The following is a 16,564-nucleotide window of genomic DNA, read 5'->3' on the forward strand; positions in this document are numbered from 1 at the left end:
ATTTATCGTGCATAAATATTCATGTTTGTGTATAATAAAGACTCTTGATCTAAATATACAGAGGACTAGAGGGATGAGACCATGGATAAGGTGAAGAGAGTCGAAGTGTTGGCCGAGTTGTTTGGACTAATTAATCTATACTATGTAGAACGCGACCAGCCCACGGAGGAAAATAACTTTTTCAGCAAAGTGGAAGACTGCTGCAACCAATTGGACCTGGATTTTAATGAAGTGAAACGGGTGTTCGAGCTGAACTCCATCTAACCGCTTTCCATATACACGAGCCAAACCGACATTCGACCCTACCGGGAAGATGTCGGTTTTTAGGTTGTTCGCAAGCTTGAACCTTCCGCCGGGCAGCGGAATAAGCTATGGTATACAGCGCCATAAAAAGTCTGAATATTCAAAAATAAAAAAGATGCGACCAAGGAGGGGCTTCCATGAGTAGTTCGGATGATGTCATTCGGGAAGTCGAGCGGTACGGCGCTTCCAATTATCAGCCTCTTCCTGTCGTAATCGCTAGGGCGGAGGGAGCTTGGGTGGAGGATATCGAGGGCAACCGCTATCTGGATATGCTGAGCTCGTATTCCGCTTTGAACCACGGTCACCGCCATCCCCGGATTATGCAGGCACTCCTCGATCAGGCGGGGAAGGTCGCGCTAACCTCGCGGGCGTTTCACCACGAGCCGCTGGGAGCTTTGTATGCGCTGCTTCACCGGTTCACGGGCAAGACCCGATTCCTGCCGATGAACACAGGGGCAGAAGCGGTCGAAACGGCGATCAAGGCGGCCAGGCGATGGGCGTACCGGGTCAGGAGGGTCCCGGCAGATCAAGCCGAGATCATCGTCTGCACGGGCAACTTCCACGGACGGACGCTGACAGTTACGTCGTTCTCGACGAATGATGCCTACAAGGACGGCTTCGGTCCGTTCGGTCCGGGCTTCCGAGCGGTTCCGTTCGGCGATGCTGAGGCGCTGCGACGGGCGGTGACGCCGCATACGGCAGCTTTTCTGGTCGAGCCGATCCAGGGAGAAGCGGGCATCATCATCCCGCCAGACGGTTACCTGCAGGAGGCGGCAGAGATCTGCAGACAGCACAGGGTGCTGCTGATCGCCGACGAGATCCAGACGGGACTCGGGCGGACTGGGCGGATGTTTGCTTGCGACTGGGAAGGCGTGACGCCGGATCTGTATGTGCTCGGCAAGTCGCTGGGCGGCGGTGTGCTGCCGGTCTCGGTTGTGGCTGGCGACGATGAAGTGCTGCAGGTATTCGATCCCGGATCGCATGGCTCGACCTTCGGCGGCAACCCGCTTGCCAGTGCGGTAGCGGCCGAGGCACTGCGGGTGCTGGAGGAGGAGCGGCTTGCCGAGCGGGCGCTGGAGCTGGGGACGTACCTGCAGGCGCAGCTTCAAGGGCTGCTGCGCCTTCCGTGGGTGAAGGAAATCCGGGGCCGCGGGCTGTTCATCGGCATCGAGCTGTATGGGAAGGCGCGTCCTTATTGTGAGCTGCTGATGAGCCGTGGACTGCTGTGTAAGGAAACGCACGACACGATCATCCGGCTGGCCCCTCCGCTAACGGTCGAACAGGATGCGCTGGACTTCGCCGCCTGTCAGCTTATCGAGGCGCTTGCCGAGAATTTGAATGAATCCAAGAGGGAAGGATGACATCTATGATTCCATATGCTCCGGAAGCGTTGACCGATTACACGAATCCAGTGGAAAAGCAGAAGCTGCTTCAGGCGCTGGACGTTGTCCGCGCGAAGCTGGGGAGGGAGTATCCGGCGCTGATCCATGGCCGTCCTTATGAGACAGACCAGCGTATCTCGTCGGTTAATCCAGCGAGGAAGGGCGAGATCGTCGGCCTGGTAACCAAGGCCAACCTGGTGCTCGCCGAGCGGGCTGTGGCGGCGGCCTATGCGCAGTTCCCGTCCTGGTCGCGGGTGAAGCCAGAGACCCGTGCCGATTACTTGTTCAAGTCGGCTGCGCTGATGCGCCGGAGCAAGCATGAATTCTCGGCCTGGATCATGCTGGAGTCCGGCAAAACCTGTGCGGAAGCCGATGCCGACACGGCGGAGGCGATCGACTTCATGGAATATTACGCCCGCCAGATGCTGGAGCTGACCGGCCGGGGTGCGGCTCACCTGGTCCGGGTGCCGGGCGAGCGCAATCAGCTTGTGTACCTGCCACTGGGTGTAGGGATTATCATCCCGCCGTGGAATTTTCCGCTGGCGATTCTGGTCGGGATGACGACGGCTGCGATCGTCGCCGGCAATACGGTCGTCGTCAAGCCGTCCAGCCAGACGCCGGTTATCGCCCATCGCTTCATGGAGCTGCTGCGGGAGGTGGGCGTCCCGGACGGCGTCGTTCAGTTTCTGCCCGGCAGCGGGGGCGAGATCGGGGATTACCTGGTTGCACATAAGCACACCCGGTTTGTGTCCTTCACAGGGTCCAGGGATGTAGGCGTGCATCTGCATGCCCTATCGGCCCGGGTGGAGAAGGGGCAGCTGTGGCTGAAGCGGTTCGTAGGCGAGCTGGGAGGTAAAGATGCGATCATCGTCGATGAGGAGGCCGATCTATCGGCTGCGGCTGCGGGCATCGTCGCTTCGGCATTCGGATATGCAGGGCAGAAGTGCTCGGCCTGCTCACGGGCGATTGTGCATCAGGCTGTATACCCGGAGGTGCTGGAACGCTGCCGGGAGCTGACGGAGCGGCTGAAGCAGGGCGACCCGCTCGATCTGTCCACCGATCTCGGACCGGTGATCGACAGCACGGCCTATGCCAAGATCCTCTCGTATATCCGTCAAGGGCAGCAGGAGGGCAGGCTGGTGACCGGGGGGACGTATGACGATTCGGCGGGCTTCTTCATCGCACCGACCATCTATGCAGACTTGGCTTCGGATACCCGGCTGATGCAGGAAGAAATCTTCGGACCTGTGCTGGCGATGGCTCAGGCAGCTACGATGGAGGAGGCTATTGCTATAGCTAACCAATCCGATTATGGGCTGACCGGCGCTATCTATACGAACAACCGCGCATGGATCGAGCGGGCGAGAGAGGACTTCCATGTCGGCAATCTGTATATCAACCGCAAGTGCACAGGTGCCACGGTCGGGGTTCACCCGTTCGGAGGCTTCAATATGTCGGGGACGGATTCCAAGGCGGGCGGTCCCGACTATCTGCTGCTGTTCACCCAGCCTAAGCTGATCTCTGAACGGCTGTAGACCGGGCGCACTGTCTAGGAGGCATTCATGCGGCCGTTGACCAGATGAAGGACAGCAGCTCACTGGGAGGTGCGGGAGTCGATGGATATGAACCAGTTGTATCGGCGGGCGGTATTGAAGCTGGCCGGCCAGCCGAAGCTTCGGGGGTTGCTGGAGCGGCGGGGAATGGACTGGGGCGTCCGGCGCTTTGTGGCCGGGCGTTCACTACCGGAAGCGGCGGAGCAGATAAGCCGCCTGAATGCATCCGGTCTGCTCGCCACCCTGGACTTTCTGGGGGAAAGTGTCAGGGACCGCGAGCAGGTCGAACAGACTTGCATGATGATTGTGCGTATGCTGGATGACATCCGGCAGCGCGGGCTGCAGGCCAATATCTCGCTCAAGCTGTCCCAGCTTGGCCTCCTATTCGATGAGTCGCTTTGTCTCGGGCATATGGAGCTGATTGTGGAGCGTGCGAGAAGCTACGGGCAATTTATCCGCATTGATATGGAGGATTCCTCGCTGACCGTGCCGACGCTAAGCATCTTCGAGCGGCTGCTGCGAGCGTACGGCCCGGAGACGGTAGGCGTGGTCATTCAATCTTATCTGCGGCGTTCGCCGGAGGATGTGGATCGGCTCACCGGGCTGGGCGCCAATCTTCGCATCGTCAAGGGGGCATACCGGGAACCTGCACAGATCGCCTTCCCGGACAAAAGGGATGTGGATGCCGCCTACCTGGAGCTGGTGCGCTCCGCTCTGGATCGGGGAACCTACACAGCTGTAGCCACGCATGATACGCGGATTATCCGCGAAGTCATCTGCTATGCAAGCGAGCATGGCATTGCGCGGGACCGCTTCGAGCTCCAGATGCTTTACGGCATTGCCGGTTCGCTGCAGACGCAGCTTGCTGCCGAGGGCTACCGCGTGCGCGTGTATACGCCCTTCGGTGAACAGTGGTACCCGTACTTCTCCCGTCGGATCGCCGAGCGGCCGGCCAATCTGTGGTTTGTTCTCAAAGGCTTGATGCGCAGCTAAAGGAGGAATCGTAATGAACCCTAACCGCAACCGGAATGTGACTGTGCTGGGCGTACCGATGGATCTAGGGGCCGACCGCAGGGGTGTCGATATGGGGCCGAGTGCGATTCGCTGCGCCGGATTGGAGCGGCGGCTGGAAGCGCTCGGCTATCAGGTCGCTGACGAGGGGGATCTGCTGGTTCGGCGCGCCAAGCCCCAGCCTGCGGCTCCGGAGACGAATCTGAAATATTTGTACGAGATCGTGCGCGTGAATCAGGAGTTATGCGAGCGGGTGTCCGGCGTTGCAGCTTCCGGCCGCTTCCCGCTCGTGATCGGGGGCGATCACAGCATTGCCATCGGGACACTGGCCGGTGTCTCCCGTCACTATGGAAGCCTCGGCGTGATCTGGTATGACACCCATGGGGATGTCAATACGGCAGAGACCTCGCCCTCGGGGAATATCCACGGAATGCCGCTGGCGGTGGCACTCGGCTGCGGCCATCCGCTGCTAACGTCGATCGGGAGCGGGAAGGCCGCGATCCTGCCGGAGAACGTGGTTATCGTCGGGGCGAGGTCGATCGATCCCGGGGAGAAGCTGTTTCTCAAGGAACGGGGCATCCGCGTATTCACGATGCAGGAGATCGATCGTCTGGGCATGGCTGCGGTGATGGAGCAGGCGCTTGCCATTGCCGCCAAGGACACGGACGGCGTCCATCTGAGCGTCGATCTCGATGCGCTCGATCCTTCGTTCGCCCCTGGGGTCGGTACGCCGGTAGCCGGAGGGATCAGCTTCCGCGAGAGCCGGCTGGCAATGGAACTGCTATCTGAAGCCGATGTCGTCGTTAGCGCTGAGTTTGTGGAGGTGAATCCGACGCTGGACGTGCGCAATTCGACTGCTAAGGTCGCCGTCGAGCTGATCAGTTCTTTATTTGGCGAGCGGATTTATTGAGTTTGCCCGCTAGGGTGGAATGGAAGATGGAGAGGTCTGTTGACCCGACTGTACAGGGCTGAGAGATGTCCTGCTCCAGGAACGCATATCCACCGGCTCCCCCCTGAAGAGGAAACACAAGTCCTGCTTTCTCGGCATAAAGATAGATAATAGCGGGCTGTAGAGCTAGAGCTGTGCAGCCCTCGAGAGGGAGGGTGCATGCAGGATGTTGGAGCCGCAACGACCTGTATACAGGGCATATGTCGGATACGAACAAATGTCCTTGGAAGAGAAGGCGAGAGGATTAGTCGGGCAGCCGGTCGGTCTTGCAATGGCGAATGGGCAGGGGGTATCTGGGATCATCTGCGGCGTACAGGGAGGGGAAGTGTATGTGCTTCAATACCTGTACGCTCGGCAATTTGCAACCTTCCATTATCCGCTTCGGGATATTCGAGACTTGTACCCTTATCCGTCGTGCCAGCCGGCAGCAGCTTACGGATCGGGACAGAGCTGAGCGGATGCACTGCAGGACTCTGGCTCCTCGCCGTATCGGCGGTACTACGTCAAGTTAGTACTTCACCTGCCTATCCCATGCAGCTACAATTAATCTGAATAGGATGCTGGTTGTATAGGGTGGGTTTGTGATGAAAATGCTGGGTCTACGCTTGTTCGGACCGACTGTGATGCTCGGTATAGGGCTTCAGGAGCTGGGCAGCGTACCATTGGGCTGCTTGCTCTTCTACTTGTGGCTGGCCGGACTGCCGCTTGCAGATCGGCTGCTGCTGCAGCGACATACATGGATAGAAGCTGTGAAATATTGGGGGCTTCGCTATAATCGCAGCGATACGCTCGCAGGGGCTGCGCTTGGTTTGGTCATACTAGCTGTTATCCTCGGGGCAGCCTCCAGCCTGTGGATGTATTTGTTCGATCCCTTTAACCTGCGCGTGCTGCTGGCCAATTGGGGCTTTAGCGGGAGCGGACGGCCACTGCTGATTGTGGTACTGATTGTCCTCAATCCCGTGCTGGAGGAGCTGTACTGGCGGGGGTATGTGCTGCAGGAGCTGAAGAGGAAGATGTCTTCCTTGGCAGCAATAGGAGTTTCCTCGTTATTTTATACCGTGTATCATCTGCTGCTTGTCGTGCCGATCTTCAAGCCGCCGTTCGGCTGGCTGGCGGGGCTGGCTGTATTCGGAGCGGGACTCGTGTGGGGCTGGATGCGTGTCCGCAGCGGGTCGCTGCTGGGAGCCATTCTCTGCCATCTGCTGGCGGATGCGGGCATCATGATCGTTTACGGCTTGTACATAGCATGAGATCGTGACAAATTCTGTTTTGGGACTACGGGTCGATTCATCGCCGATAAGGGGCAAGCGACTGCTAGCGGAAGACATGCAAGTGCCGCTTGCCGTTCTCCATCGGCCGGTCTGTTACAGCTTGGTCACATAGACGTAGGGACTGCGAATCGTGCTGTATGTGCCCTCCAGCATGTCGGAGGTAATAATGTCCGCCTTGAGCAGCGCGGAGATCTTGGCCGGATCGACCTTGGACACATTCTTCCAGAGCTCAGGATCGGGCAGTGCCTCGAAGAGCAGGTGATCGTTGAACTGCCTTTTCTCCTGATAAATGATCTTTAACGTGTACTCATTGATTCTAAGCTCGGCGGAATCCGGATACATCGATACGATGTCCTTGCGGACGGACTCCAGCTCGTCCTCCAGCCGCTTATGCTGCTCCTTCAGCTCACAGTATCGGGCCAGCTTGTTGAAATCCATGCTCAATCACCCCATATCCAGAATTGGTGGACCTGTCTATGCTACAGGATATGCTGGGAATAGAGCGGATAGACTTGGACGCTTGTACCTTTGCCGCAGAAGGCTGTGTCTCATCATTTGACGCTGACTGGAAGTTTATGATACAGTTATGGAAATTATGAGAAGGGGGTGAGGTAGGTGAATCACGAGATGGTGAACAACCGTATTAGCCAGCTGCCGATTGCTATGGCTGGCATCGTTCATGCTTTGGCGTACAACGGGAGAAGTCTGTCCAAAACCATGAATACGGTTGTACCATTTGCGAGAAGACACCTACCTTAGCCGAACGGATGCTTGATTAGTTCGAAGGTCGCGGGCTTGTTGCCGCGGCTTTTTTTCGTTGTACGAGTATGCAGCCGGTTGCACCCGGATACGGGCCGCCTGCCATCCGCTTCATAAGCTTGGATAGGGTCTTCATCTTGAGGAGGATCCCTATATGATTATAGTCAATGCCCGGCACGTTCATAAATACCATGGCGCCCATCTGGTGCTTAGCGGAGTGAATCTTGATATTCAGGAAGGCGAGCGGGTCGGCCTGATCGGCTCCAACGGCAGCGGCAAGTCGACGCTGCTTAAGCTGATCTCGGGGCGGCAGCGCGCGGATGAGGGACAGCTGACGCTGCGAAAGCATATCCAGGTGGGCTATCTGCCCCAGATCCCGGATGAATTCCACAGCCTGACGGTCCATAAGGTGCTGGCGTTCGGCCTGCGCACGCTGTGGGCGTACAAGGAAGAGATGTTGCGGCTGGAGCGGCTGATGTCGGTACAGGAAATCGCCGCTGACCCTGCACAGCTCGACGACCTGCTGCACGATTATGGAGCGGCTCAGGATAAGTTCGAAGCGGCAGGCGGATATGAGGCGGATGCCCGGATCGATCAGGTCGCAGCGGGGCTGCAGATAGACCCCGCCTCCTATGGACGGGAGTTCCGCACGCTCTCCGGCGGAGAGAAGACCCGAGTCGTCCTGGCCTCCCAGCTTATTGTGCGTCCCGACTTGCTGCTGCTCGATGAGCCGACGAATCATCTCGATCTGAAGGGACTCGAGTGGCTGGAGCAATATTTGCAGGATTACACAGGGACTTATATCATTGTGTCGCATGACCGTTACTTCCTCGACAAGGTCGTCACGCGGATCATCGAGCTGGAGGATGGTGAGGCGCATTCGTATAGGGCGTCCTATTCGGGATATGTGGCGGAGAAGCAGGAGCGGCTTCTGCAGCAGTTCGCCCAGTATCAGGAGCAGCAGAAGGTCGTGGCCAAGATGAAGGAAACGATCCGCAAGCTGGAGGAATGGGGTCGCAACGGCGACAATGAGAAGTTCTTCAAGCGGGCGGCGTCTATGCGCAAGGCGCTTGAGCGGATGGAACTCATCAGGCGGCCGGTGCTGGAGCGCCGGAGTGCCGAATTCGGGTTGACTCCTCTGGATCGCTCGGGGAACAAGGTGGCAACTCTGGAGCAGCTGGACAAAAGCTTCACCGGTCGTCGCGTTCTGGCCCGGGCAGATGCGAGTCTCGCTTATGGCGAGAAGGTCGTGCTGGTCGGAGACAATGGCTCGGGCAAGACGACACTCTTCCGGGTCATGCTTGGCGAGGAGTCGGCCGATGGCGGCCAGGTGACGCTGGGCGCCCGGGTGCGTCTGGGCTACCTGGCCCAGCAGCAGGCCGTTCCGGACGGGAAGCAGACGGTGCTGGATTACTTCCGCCTCGAGGCGCGCCTGGAGGAAGGGGAGGCCAGAGGGATCTTGGCCCGCTATTTATTCTACGGGGCGGATGTGTTCCGATCGCTGTGTCAGCTCTCTGGCGGCGAGTGGACGAGGCTGCGACTGGCGCTCTTGATCCTGGATAAGCCGAATCTGCTGCTGCTCGACGAGCCGACGAACCATCTGGATATCGCCTCCCGCGAAGCACTGGAGGAAGCACTAGAGGAGTTTCCGGGAACTGTGCTGGTCATCTCGCATGACCGGTACCTGATTAACCGGCTGGCCGACCGGATCTGGGAGCTGAATCAAGGCCAGCTCACCTCGCATCTCGGCAGCTTCGATGAATACCGGATGAAGCGACTACGGCAGGAATCCGGAGCGGCTGCGGCGCGGATGCCGGAGAAGAACGGGCAAAGCCAGCAAGCTGCGACTCCGGCTGCGGTAACGGCGACTGCTGAAGCGCGGCCGCTGCGTGCCGGGACTGAAGCGGGCTCCAGCAGGCAGAGAGAGCGTGAACGGGAGCGGCTGGAGCTCGCCCTGGCCGGGCTGGAGGCGGAACTAGCCGCTGCGGATGCCGAGCTGGAGCGGCTCGGAGCCGAGGAGGGCGGGGCCGCGGAGCTGGAGCGCCGTTGGCGGGAACGCGAGGCGCTGCAAGCCCGGCTCGATGCGATGATGGAGGCGTGGCTTGAGCTGGAATAGGACTGACGGCTTGGTACATCGGCGGCGGTCGGCGTGGAGCGGATGTGGAACCGGAAGCGAAGCTTGAGGCTGGATTTGAAGTGGGAACTTGAAGCGCGGCTGATGCCGAACGAGTAAGCACGACGCTAACAGTTCTACGCTTGCCGTAAGCTCGTCAGGGGATCGCAGAATGCCGGCTGCCAATTTTGATTCCCCACAGCTCCTTTTTCCGGGATCTACCCTCATATGTGCAGCATAAACAACCCCGAATCGCGTTGGATTCGGGGTTGTTTATGGTTTGGGATAAAAACTGACGCTGCTTTTTGTCTGTATCCATAAAGCCAATAGCAACTACAGTGTTTACAATAAGGATAACAGATTAGCGAATATCGGTCTGAATTCTATGACACCTAGAGGCTGGAGGGATCACAAGTGGATGCGAAGCGATTGGAGAACACCTTGATGGCCATCAACCAGTTTGGTTATTCAGATAAAGGCATGACCCGTTTGGCTTATTCGGAAATCGAGCGGCAGGCCGTGGAGCATTTTGCCGGTCTGTGCAGACAGGCGGGGATGACGGTATGCATCGACGCTAGCGGGAACTTGATCGCCCGCCGAGAAGGGCGGCATCCTGACTGGCCTGCGGTAGCCGTAGGCTCCCACCTGGATACCGTGATCCAAGGAGGCGGATACGACGGCGCATTGGGTGTGGTCGCAGCGCTCGAAGTGATTTACAGCATGAATGATGGGCAGATCGAAACAGATCATCCTGTTGAGATTATAGCTTTCGCTTGTGAGGAATCGTCCCGGTTCGGTGTATCGACCGTAGGCAGCAAAGCGATGGCAGGTATTCTGGACAAAGAAAAGCTCAGCGGACTAACGGACCGGGATGGCCGTTCGATGGCGGAGGCCTTTTCCGATTGCGGACTCGATTTTGAAAGCGTTGAACAAAGTGCCCGCGGCCGCGGGGAGCTTAAGGCGTTCTTCGAATTACATATCGAGCAGGGCCCGGTTCTGGAGAACGAGGGGCTGCAGATTGGCTTAGCCACTGGAATTGCCGCTCCGTCCCGGTATGAAGTTCACATCCAGGGGCATGCGTCCCACTCAGGCACGACACCGATGAATGGCCGTCATGACGCCTTTCTGGGCGCAGCTGAGCTATCACTGGAGCTGGAGAAGGCTGCCAAGCTGGAGGTTGCGTATGGAACGGTTGCGACAGTTGGGGTGTGCGAGGTTAAGCCTGGAGCGATGAATGTCGTTCCCGATGCGGCCGAGCTGAAGCTGGAGATCCGCGGCACATCCGTGGAGTCCAAGAACAGGGTCGTAGATCGGCTGTTCGCGGCTATCGAGGAAGCGAAGAGCACGCGGGGGCTCCAGATTACGTTCCGCCAGCTCAGCAACGAAATGCCGGTGCATCTGGATAGCGAAGTGATTGAATCCCTAAGCCGTCTTTGCGCGCAGGAGGGATTTTCATATAGACGTATGCCGAGCGGGGCGGGGCATGATGCGATGAATATGGCGCTGCTTTGTCCTACCGGGCTGATATTTGTCCCCTCCAAGGACGGGGTGAGCCATCATCGCGACGAGTTCACGTCCGTGGAGCAACTGGCCGCTGGAGCAATCCTCCTGGAGCAAGCCATCTTACAGTGGGCCGGTGCCTCCAGCAGCCAGCAAGAAGTATATAGAACGGAGAGAGTCCTATGACGGTAGCCCATGTGAAGGTTTTATCCAACATCCAGGTAAGTGAGCGCTATTGGCATATGGTGGTGGATGCGTCCTTGATCCAGGAGGACATCAAGCCCGGTCAATTTTTTAATCTGAAGTGCGGCGATGAGCTGGACCCTTTTTTACGGCGGCCGTTCAGCATTTACCGGATCAATCCGGACGAGCGGACGATCGAATTTCTGTATCTGGTGAAGGGCGAAGGCACCAAGCGCATGACCCGGATTGCTGAGGGGCATACCATCGATGTTTTCGGTCCCCTTGGTGAAGGTTTCGCCATCGCGGAGGATTGGGACTCGATTCTGCTCGTTGCCCGAGGCGTCGGGATCGCTACCTTGGCAGCTCTGGTACAAGAAGCGGCTCGGAAACAAGTGAAGTGCGTGGCGATCCTCAGCGCCAGAAGCCAGAATGATCTTCTCGCGACCGAGGCTCTGGAAGCGCTAGGCGCCCAGATTTACAAAGTAACGGAAGAAGAGGGTACGAGCGGTGTGGACCATGTGGGCCAGCTGATGAAAAGCATCATCGAGACCCAGGGCATTAAAGCCTTATTTACTTGCGGGTCCAAGCGCTTGTCTCTGCTCACGCAGCAGACCGCCGAAGCCTACGGGCTTCCGGGGCAGATCGCCCTGGAGGAGCATATGGGCTGCGCGATGGGCGTCTGCTATGCCTGTGTCTGCGATATTAAGGAAGCGGGCAGCGTGCGCTCGGTGCGGGTATGCAAGGAAGGGCCGGTATTTGATCTGGATAAGGTGGTGCTCGTATGACAGAGGTGAAGCTGGGCGTCAGCATTGGCGGCTTGCACTTGAAAAATCCGATTATGCCCGCTTCCGGGGCCTTTGGGGAAGAGATGGACAGCCTGTTCGATTTCAACCGGCTCGGAGCTGTCGTTCCTAAGAGCATCACGAAATATCCGAGGGGAGGAAATGCGACCCCTCGGGTATGCGAGGTCACGAGCGGCATGATTAATTCAATCGGCATTCAGAGCAAAGGGCTGGCGTATTATCTGGAGCATACGATTCCTTACTATAGGCAGTACGAAACGCCGCTGATCGCGAGCATCTCGGCCGATTCGATCCAGGAATATGGAGAGATGACCGAGATTATCGGCGGGACGGAGGGTGTCGCCGCCATCGAACTGAATATTTCATGCCCGAATCTCAAGGGCGATGGCCATGCGTTCGGGATGGACCCTGAGCTGTCGTATCAGCTGGTGAAGCTGGCCCGCTCGGTGACGGACAAGCCGATTATAGCCAAGCTCACCCCCAATGTGACTAGCGTCCAGGACATCGCGCTGGCCTGTGAGCAGGGTGGGGCTGACGGTCTGAATGTAGCCAATACGATCCTGGCGATGGCGATCGATATTCATACCCGGAAGCCCAAGATCGGCAATGTGATGGGCGGTCTCTCCGGACCTGCCGTCAAGCCGATCATCGTCCGTATGATCTATCAGGTCCGCCAGGTGACCAAGCTCCCGATCATCGGCTGCGGCGGCGTGATGAAGTGGGAGGATGCGATCGAGATGATTCTGGCCGGAGCGACGGCCATACAGGTGGGAACGGCCAGCTTCATTAATCCATTCGCCATGACGGACATTCTGGAAGGCATCGAGCAATATATGCGCATGTATGAGATTCAAGACATTAACGAGCTGGTCGGCCAGGTGATCCTGCCTCATCAAGGGGTGGAGGTCTGCCAGCCGTAAGTCAGCGTTGCCGGAAGCGCCGGCAACGAAGCCGAGCTGAGCTGAGCGAGCTATGAGACATCCCGGATGCCGCTGGGATATTGTACACAAGGAAGACCCTGCAGCAGCCAAGATGCTGTGCAGGGTCTTCCTTGTTATGCGCTGAGCGGCGGTTTTCGTTTAGCGTTTCTCCAGACGCGGCTCCGCCTCGTCCTTGGAGTCACCGCCGACGAGGTCGCGGGCGGAGGCTTTGAACTCATGCAGGGTCCGTCCGACGGCCCGGCCCAGCTCCGGCAGCTTGGAAGGACCGAACAGGATGAGGACGAGTACCGCGATCATCAGAATGCCGGAGATGCCGATATTTTGCAGCATGGAAGTCTCAGCTCCTTTTCATAAACGGTTGGGTGGCTTAATTTTGCTTGTGGGGCTTCGGATATACGGCTACGGCTTCAATCTCGATCAGCCAGTCCGGGCTGACCAGCGCCGGGACGCCTACGGTGGAACGAGCGGTTTTGACTGGGTTATCCGCGTTGTTGAAGAAGAGCGCATAAGCCTCGTTCCAGCCGGCGAAGTCGAACTTATTGTCCTTGGCGGCGTCCGGCGTCACGTAGACACGCAGGTAGACGACATCCTTCAGCGAGAGGCCCTTGTCGGCCAGTTGCTTCTCGATCGTCTTCAGAACCCCTGTCGCCTGCGTCTTCGTATCGCCGTATCGCTCATACACGGTCTTACCGTCCTTGTTCAGCAATGGAGGAACTGTCCCGCTGGTGAATAGATACGAGGCACCGGTAGGCACGGATACGCCGCTGGAGATCGACGAGCTCGGGCTCCCGTAGAATTCGACCTCATGAATCGGTTCGGCCGGATATTTGCTCGGGGTATCGGCATCTGCCGCATACACATACGCTCCGATCGAGCTGGCCAGTACAGTGGCGGCGATGGACAATTTTATTTTTCTGGTGAACATGCAGCGTCACTCCTTCAGATAATTGGATTCCAACAACTATTCCTTCAACACACGTTCATGCAGCTCCGTGACGACCTTGCGGGCGGATTCGATGCCGCCGGCCATCCACGCGGTGATGTAGCTCATATGCTCCCCGGCTAGGTAGATGCGTCCGTCCGGCTTGCACAGGGTCGGATAATAGGTCTTGCGATCGTCGGCGGTGTATGCGGCCCAGCCGCCCATGTTGTATTTGATCGTTTTCCAGTTGATGGAGAACGATGTTTCGAATTCCTTGTAGGTCTGCGGATGGATCTTGGAGGTGAGGGCGAGAGCATGGCTTTCGCGCTCTGCGAGTGACATCTTGCCGAGTTTGTCGGCAGCTCCCCCGAAGTTATAGTAAGCAAGCAGAATACCCTTCTTGCCGAAATACTTGGTCGGCGGATAGTACATGGAGGCCAGGTCGGTATTGGTGGTCGTACTGCCGCCGTAAATTTGCTCGTCCTCTTCCCAGAAGCGTCGCTTGAACTGCATCCCCATCTTGCCTGCAGAGGCATAGCTGATGCTGGAGATCGCCTTCTTCATGTCGGCGGAGAAGTCTGCCGGGATGTCCTTGAGCACGGATAACGGTATCGTACATATGCAGTAATCACCGCTGACTTCCTTGAGCGCTCCTGTCGTGGTGTCCGTGTAGACGACGCGGACGGCTGTCGCACCCTGACGGATTTCCTTAATCTCCGCATGGTATATGATGCTATTGCCGACACGCTTCTCGAAGGCTTGGGCGATCCGATCCATGCCGCCTACCGGATGGAACATCATCATTTGCTGATCGTAGCCGTATTCGCCGCTGAAGTTATTGCCGAAGCCTGAGTTGATAATAGCCTTCATGTCGAACGGATCGCGGGCGACGCCGGCGTCGAACTTACCGCCCGGCTCCTCTTTGTAGCCGCCCCGCGAAGAGCCTTTGTAGAACAGATCAGCGTTCAGGTCGCCCTCGCGCTTCAGATAATCGACCAGCTTGGCCTTCTCCTCAGCCGTAAGCGGGAGATCCAGCGACCCGCTATTGACAGCCTTCGCCATCATCTCCGACACGTATCCCCGCATGTCAGCCTTCGCTTCGCGCTTGCGGATTTTACGGCCAGACAGCTCGCCGACATTTTCATGATAATAATAGCCGCTTTCGTTCACATTGTTGAACGGCTCCAGCTCGATGCCGAATTTGCGGCAGTATTCCATCGTCACGTGAAACTGAGGAATCCGCATAGGCCCGGCGTTCAGATACAAGTGCTCCGCTTCGTCGAAGCGGGCGACCTGCTTGATCCCGCCTACCTCGGACACCGTGGTCCCCCTACGGACGGACCAGATGCGGCCCCCGGCTCTGGCCCGGGCTTCCAGAATCGTACAATCATAGCCGGCCTGCGAGAGCTCGTAGGCTGCCGTCATCCCGGCGATGCCGCCTCCCAGAATCAGAATCTTTTTCCCGTTGCGGTGGGTAGCGCTCAGATCGCCTTGTCTCGGAGGCGTATAATCGGCGGCTTTCAAGGTTTCTGGTGAAAGAAGGCCCAGTGTGCCCATCAGGCTGAATACGGCAGCGGAGCCTCCGATTTTACCAACCGTGGTTAAAAACTGTCTGCGTGTGATTTCTTTAGGTGAATCCGGTGTTTCCATCGGCTACACTCCCCTTATGAATGGATGACGACTCCCACACAATATAACAGAATTTAAAAATCTGTGGTAAAAACAGGTTAGAAAATCTTACATAGAAAATTTTTAGAGTCCTATTTTTATCTTGGGTCTTGCTTAATGAAGGTTGTAATTGTTAAAATCAAGGAAAATGTAAGGGGAATTGATACTTTTAGAGATTTCCGTTTGATTTTCATGGTAGTTTAAATGACATTTATGTATCGCATATCGCGCAGGGAGGATGGTTACTTTGGACAAAAAAGTCATCAGTATCGGTTCGGTGTGTGAAATGACAGGATTGACGGAGAGGCAAATCAGATATTACGAGGAGCGGAAGCTGATTTTCCCGGAGCGGACGAAGGGAGGAAACCGCAAGTATTCATTCGAGGATGTGGAGTTGATCAAAGCGATCTACCGTCAGCTGAGGGAGGGACAGAATACGTTCGAGCTCAAGCAGCTGATGCACAGCAAGAGAGGGGCCATGACGAAGCTGAGGGAAGTGGAGTAAGAGGGGAATGACGGGATTGCGCAGGAATAGTAAGCATGCGGAAGGTTGTGGGCGTTCTTAGGGGGAAGCTTCGGTCCAAAGCCGGAAGTCTTCCCGGCAGCGCTTTCTAACGGGATGATCATGCTCGTAGCTTTGGGACTAGCGGATCTGAACATTACTCTTTTTTGAAATACTCGATAGCCAGCACCACCAGCCCCAGCACAAACAGCACAATTCCTACCGTAAAGGGAAGGCCCAAAAATAAGCTTTGAACCACTTGATCGCCTAAAGAATCTGTCCCGAAAATGGCAAACCACAGCTTGGACCCTCTCCAAGCGGTGATGCTTGGTACATATAAGGCCGCGGCTATTAAAATAGCTAGAGAAATAAAAGTACCGGTACACGTAAGGATTCCGCCTATTATGGTTTTTTTCACTCCAATCACTCCATTCCATTAATTACTGAATCGCCTGAGCTGGTTTGGACAACCAGCTCTTTTTATAAACCCTAGTTTTCTTCCTGATCTCGTGTAAACTTGTATTTTAGGTGTATTTTACCATGATTTTGTTATTTTTTCGACTTCAGCTAAGACTGCTGGTAACCCTCTGTAATTCCCCTTAATCGGTTTCATCATCCCCACAGGATCAGATCCATTCATAGTTACAATCCTTCATATGATCATATTTAAAGATATTATGTTGTTTGTCGAAATTTGTAGACAG

The 16,564-nt window shown here is 56.8% G+C and carries 18 protein-coding genes; 13 read left to right on the forward strand and 5 right to left on the reverse strand.

Annotation, left to right across the window (positions count from 1 at the left end):
• Window positions 1-81 precede the first annotated feature (81 nt).
• The 7 genes from WMW72_RS20995 to WMW72_RS21025 all read left to right on the forward strand — a co-directional run bounded on the left by WMW72_RS20995 (window position 82) and on the right by WMW72_RS21025 (window position 6,448).
• Window positions 82-264, forward strand: coding sequence for a hypothetical protein (locus WMW72_RS20995; RefSeq protein ID WP_341417519.1), 183 nt, complete (start codon window positions 82-84; stop codon window positions 262-264).
• A 176-nt stretch (window positions 265-440) separates the two neighbouring features.
• On the forward strand, window positions 441-1,664 hold the full coding sequence (rocD, locus tag WMW72_RS21000; RefSeq protein ID WP_341417520.1) for an ornithine--oxo-acid transaminase: 1,224 nt from the start codon (window positions 441-443) through the stop codon (window positions 1,662-1,664).
• Between the two features lie 5 nt (window positions 1,665-1,669).
• Window positions 1,670-3,220, forward strand: a complete 1,551-nt coding sequence (pruA, locus tag WMW72_RS21005; protein ID WP_341417521.1) for an L-glutamate gamma-semialdehyde dehydrogenase — start codon at window positions 1,670-1,672, stop codon at window positions 3,218-3,220.
• 87 nt (window positions 3,221-3,307) lie between these two features.
• Entirely contained in the window at window positions 3,308-4,231 is a 924-nt protein-coding gene (locus tag WMW72_RS21010; protein ID WP_341417522.1) for a proline dehydrogenase family protein, read from the forward strand.
• Between the two features lie 13 nt (window positions 4,232-4,244).
• Window positions 4,245-5,159: an arginase gene (gene rocF, locus WMW72_RS21015; protein WP_341417523.1), complete on the forward strand. Its 915-nt coding sequence runs from the start codon at window positions 4,245-4,247 to the stop codon at window positions 5,157-5,159.
• Between the two features lie 205 nt (window positions 5,160-5,364).
• On the forward strand, window positions 5,365-5,652 hold the full coding sequence (locus WMW72_RS21020; RefSeq protein ID WP_341417524.1) for a hypothetical protein: 288 nt from the start codon (window positions 5,365-5,367) through the stop codon (window positions 5,650-5,652).
• A gap of 130 nt (window positions 5,653-5,782) precedes the next feature.
• Complete coding sequence (locus WMW72_RS21025) at window positions 5,783-6,448, forward strand: CPBP family intramembrane glutamic endopeptidase (RefSeq protein WP_341417525.1); 666 nt, start codon at window positions 5,783-5,785, stop codon at window positions 6,446-6,448.
• A 114-nt stretch (window positions 6,449-6,562) separates the two neighbouring features.
• Here the strand turns inward: WMW72_RS21025 and WMW72_RS21030 are convergent, their stop codons facing one another.
• Window positions 6,563-6,907 (reverse strand): hypothetical protein, encoded by a 345-nt coding sequence (locus WMW72_RS21030; protein WP_341417526.1) that lies wholly within the window; start codon window positions 6,905-6,907, stop codon window positions 6,563-6,565.
• Between the two features lie 177 nt (window positions 6,908-7,084).
• On the opposite strand from WMW72_RS21030, the gene WMW72_RS35760 reads away from it, so the two are divergent.
• The 5 genes from WMW72_RS35760 (at window position 7,085) to WMW72_RS21050 (ending at window position 12,747) form a co-directional block, all read left to right on the forward strand.
• On the forward strand, window positions 7,085-7,228 hold the full coding sequence (locus WMW72_RS35760; protein WP_479724857.1) for an RAxF-45 family protein: 144 nt from the start codon (window positions 7,085-7,087) through the stop codon (window positions 7,226-7,228).
• A 154-nt stretch (window positions 7,229-7,382) separates the two neighbouring features.
• Complete coding sequence (gene abc-f, locus WMW72_RS21035; RefSeq protein WP_341417527.1) at window positions 7,383-9,344, forward strand: ribosomal protection-like ABC-F family protein; 1,962 nt, start codon at window positions 7,383-7,385, stop codon at window positions 9,342-9,344.
• A 411-nt stretch (window positions 9,345-9,755) separates the two neighbouring features.
• On the forward strand, window positions 9,756-11,027 hold the full coding sequence (locus WMW72_RS21040) for a Zn-dependent hydrolase (RefSeq protein WP_341417528.1): 1,272 nt from the start codon (window positions 9,756-9,758) through the stop codon (window positions 11,025-11,027).
• Window positions 11,024-11,809, forward strand: coding sequence for a dihydroorotate dehydrogenase electron transfer subunit (locus tag WMW72_RS21045; RefSeq protein WP_341417530.1), 786 nt, complete (start codon window positions 11,024-11,026; stop codon window positions 11,807-11,809). The genes WMW72_RS21040 and WMW72_RS21045 overlap by 4 nt, the downstream gene beginning before the upstream one ends.
• A complete protein-coding gene (locus WMW72_RS21050; RefSeq protein WP_341417532.1) occupies window positions 11,806-12,747 on the forward strand; it encodes a dihydroorotate dehydrogenase in 942 nt (313 codons plus the stop codon). The genes WMW72_RS21045 and WMW72_RS21050 overlap by 4 nt, the downstream gene beginning before the upstream one ends.
• 159 nt (window positions 12,748-12,906) lie before the next feature.
• Here WMW72_RS21050 and WMW72_RS21055 read toward each other — a convergent pair whose 3' ends face one another.
• Genes WMW72_RS21055 through WMW72_RS21065 form a run of 3 tightly spaced genes read right to left on the reverse strand, consistent with a single transcriptional unit; the run spans window position 12,907 to window position 15,340 of the window.
• Entirely contained in the window at window positions 12,907-13,098 is a 192-nt protein-coding gene (locus WMW72_RS21055) for a twin-arginine translocase TatA/TatE family subunit (RefSeq protein WP_341417533.1), read from the reverse strand.
• A gap of 37 nt (window positions 13,099-13,135) precedes the next feature.
• Window positions 13,136-13,693: a RidA family protein gene (locus WMW72_RS21060; protein WP_341417534.1), complete on the reverse strand. Its 558-nt coding sequence runs from the start codon at window positions 13,691-13,693 to the stop codon at window positions 13,136-13,138.
• A 36-nt stretch (window positions 13,694-13,729) separates the two neighbouring features.
• The gene (locus tag WMW72_RS21065; RefSeq protein WP_341417535.1) at window positions 13,730-15,340 is read right to left on the reverse strand and encodes a flavin monoamine oxidase family protein; all 1,611 of its coding nucleotides are present in this window, start codon (window positions 15,338-15,340) and stop codon (window positions 13,730-13,732) included.
• Window positions 15,341-15,605: 265 nt separating this feature from the next.
• Between WMW72_RS21065 and WMW72_RS21070 the strand changes: the two genes are divergently transcribed.
• The gene (locus tag WMW72_RS21070; protein WP_341417536.1) at window positions 15,606-15,863 is read left to right on the forward strand and encodes a MerR family transcriptional regulator; all 258 of its coding nucleotides are present in this window, start codon (window positions 15,606-15,608) and stop codon (window positions 15,861-15,863) included.
• 154 nt (window positions 15,864-16,017) lie between these two features.
• Here WMW72_RS21070 and WMW72_RS21075 read toward each other — a convergent pair whose 3' ends face one another.
• The gene (locus WMW72_RS21075) at window positions 16,018-16,278 is read right to left on the reverse strand and encodes a hypothetical protein (protein WP_341417537.1); all 261 of its coding nucleotides are present in this window, start codon (window positions 16,276-16,278) and stop codon (window positions 16,018-16,020) included.
• Between the last annotated feature and the right edge of the window lie 286 nt (window positions 16,279-16,564).

It is taken from the genome of Paenibacillus filicis (genome assembly GCF_038070315.1).
Taxonomy (GTDB): domain Bacteria; phylum Bacillota; class Bacilli; order Paenibacillales; family NBRC-103111; genus Paenibacillus_G; species Paenibacillus_G filicis.

Bases quoted from the DNA above. Each gene is read 5' to 3' on its own strand.
- WMW72_RS21030 (WP_341417526.1), bottom strand. From the start codon at position 6,907: ATGGATTTCAACAAGCTGGCCCGATACTGTGAGCTGAAGGAGCAGCAT.
- WMW72_RS21055 (WP_341417533.1), bottom strand. From the start codon at position 13,098: ATGCTGCAAAATATCGGCATCTCCGGCATTCTGATGATCGCGGTACTC.
- WMW72_RS21050 (WP_341417532.1), top strand. From the start codon at position 11,806: ATGACAGAGGTGAAGCTGGGCGTCAGCATTGGCGGCTTGCACTTGAAA.
- WMW72_RS21045 (WP_341417530.1), top strand. From the start codon at position 11,024: ATGACGGTAGCCCATGTGAAGGTTTTATCCAACATCCAGGTAAGTGAG.
- abc-f (WP_341417527.1), top strand. From the start codon at position 7,383: ATGATTATAGTCAATGCCCGGCACGTTCATAAATACCATGGCGCCCAT.
- rocD (WP_341417520.1), top strand. From the start codon at position 441: ATGAGTAGTTCGGATGATGTCATTCGGGAAGTCGAGCGGTACGGCGCT.
- WMW72_RS21065 (WP_341417535.1), bottom strand. From the start codon at position 15,340: ATGGAAACACCGGATTCACCTAAAGAAATCACACGCAGACAGTTTTTA.
- WMW72_RS21010 (WP_341417522.1), top strand. From the start codon at position 3,308: ATGAACCAGTTGTATCGGCGGGCGGTATTGAAGCTGGCCGGCCAGCCG.
- rocF (WP_341417523.1), top strand. From the start codon at position 4,245: ATGAACCCTAACCGCAACCGGAATGTGACTGTGCTGGGCGTACCGATG.
- WMW72_RS20995 (WP_341417519.1), top strand. From the start codon at position 82: ATGGATAAGGTGAAGAGAGTCGAAGTGTTGGCCGAGTTGTTTGGACTA.
- pruA (WP_341417521.1), top strand. From the start codon at position 1,670: ATGATTCCATATGCTCCGGAAGCGTTGACCGATTACACGAATCCAGTG.
- WMW72_RS21020 (WP_341417524.1), top strand. From the start codon at position 5,365: ATGTTGGAGCCGCAACGACCTGTATACAGGGCATATGTCGGATACGAA.
- WMW72_RS21025 (WP_341417525.1), top strand. From the start codon at position 5,783: ATGAAAATGCTGGGTCTACGCTTGTTCGGACCGACTGTGATGCTCGGT.
- WMW72_RS21060 (WP_341417534.1), bottom strand. From the start codon at position 13,693: ATGTTCACCAGAAAAATAAAATTGTCCATCGCCGCCACTGTACTGGCC.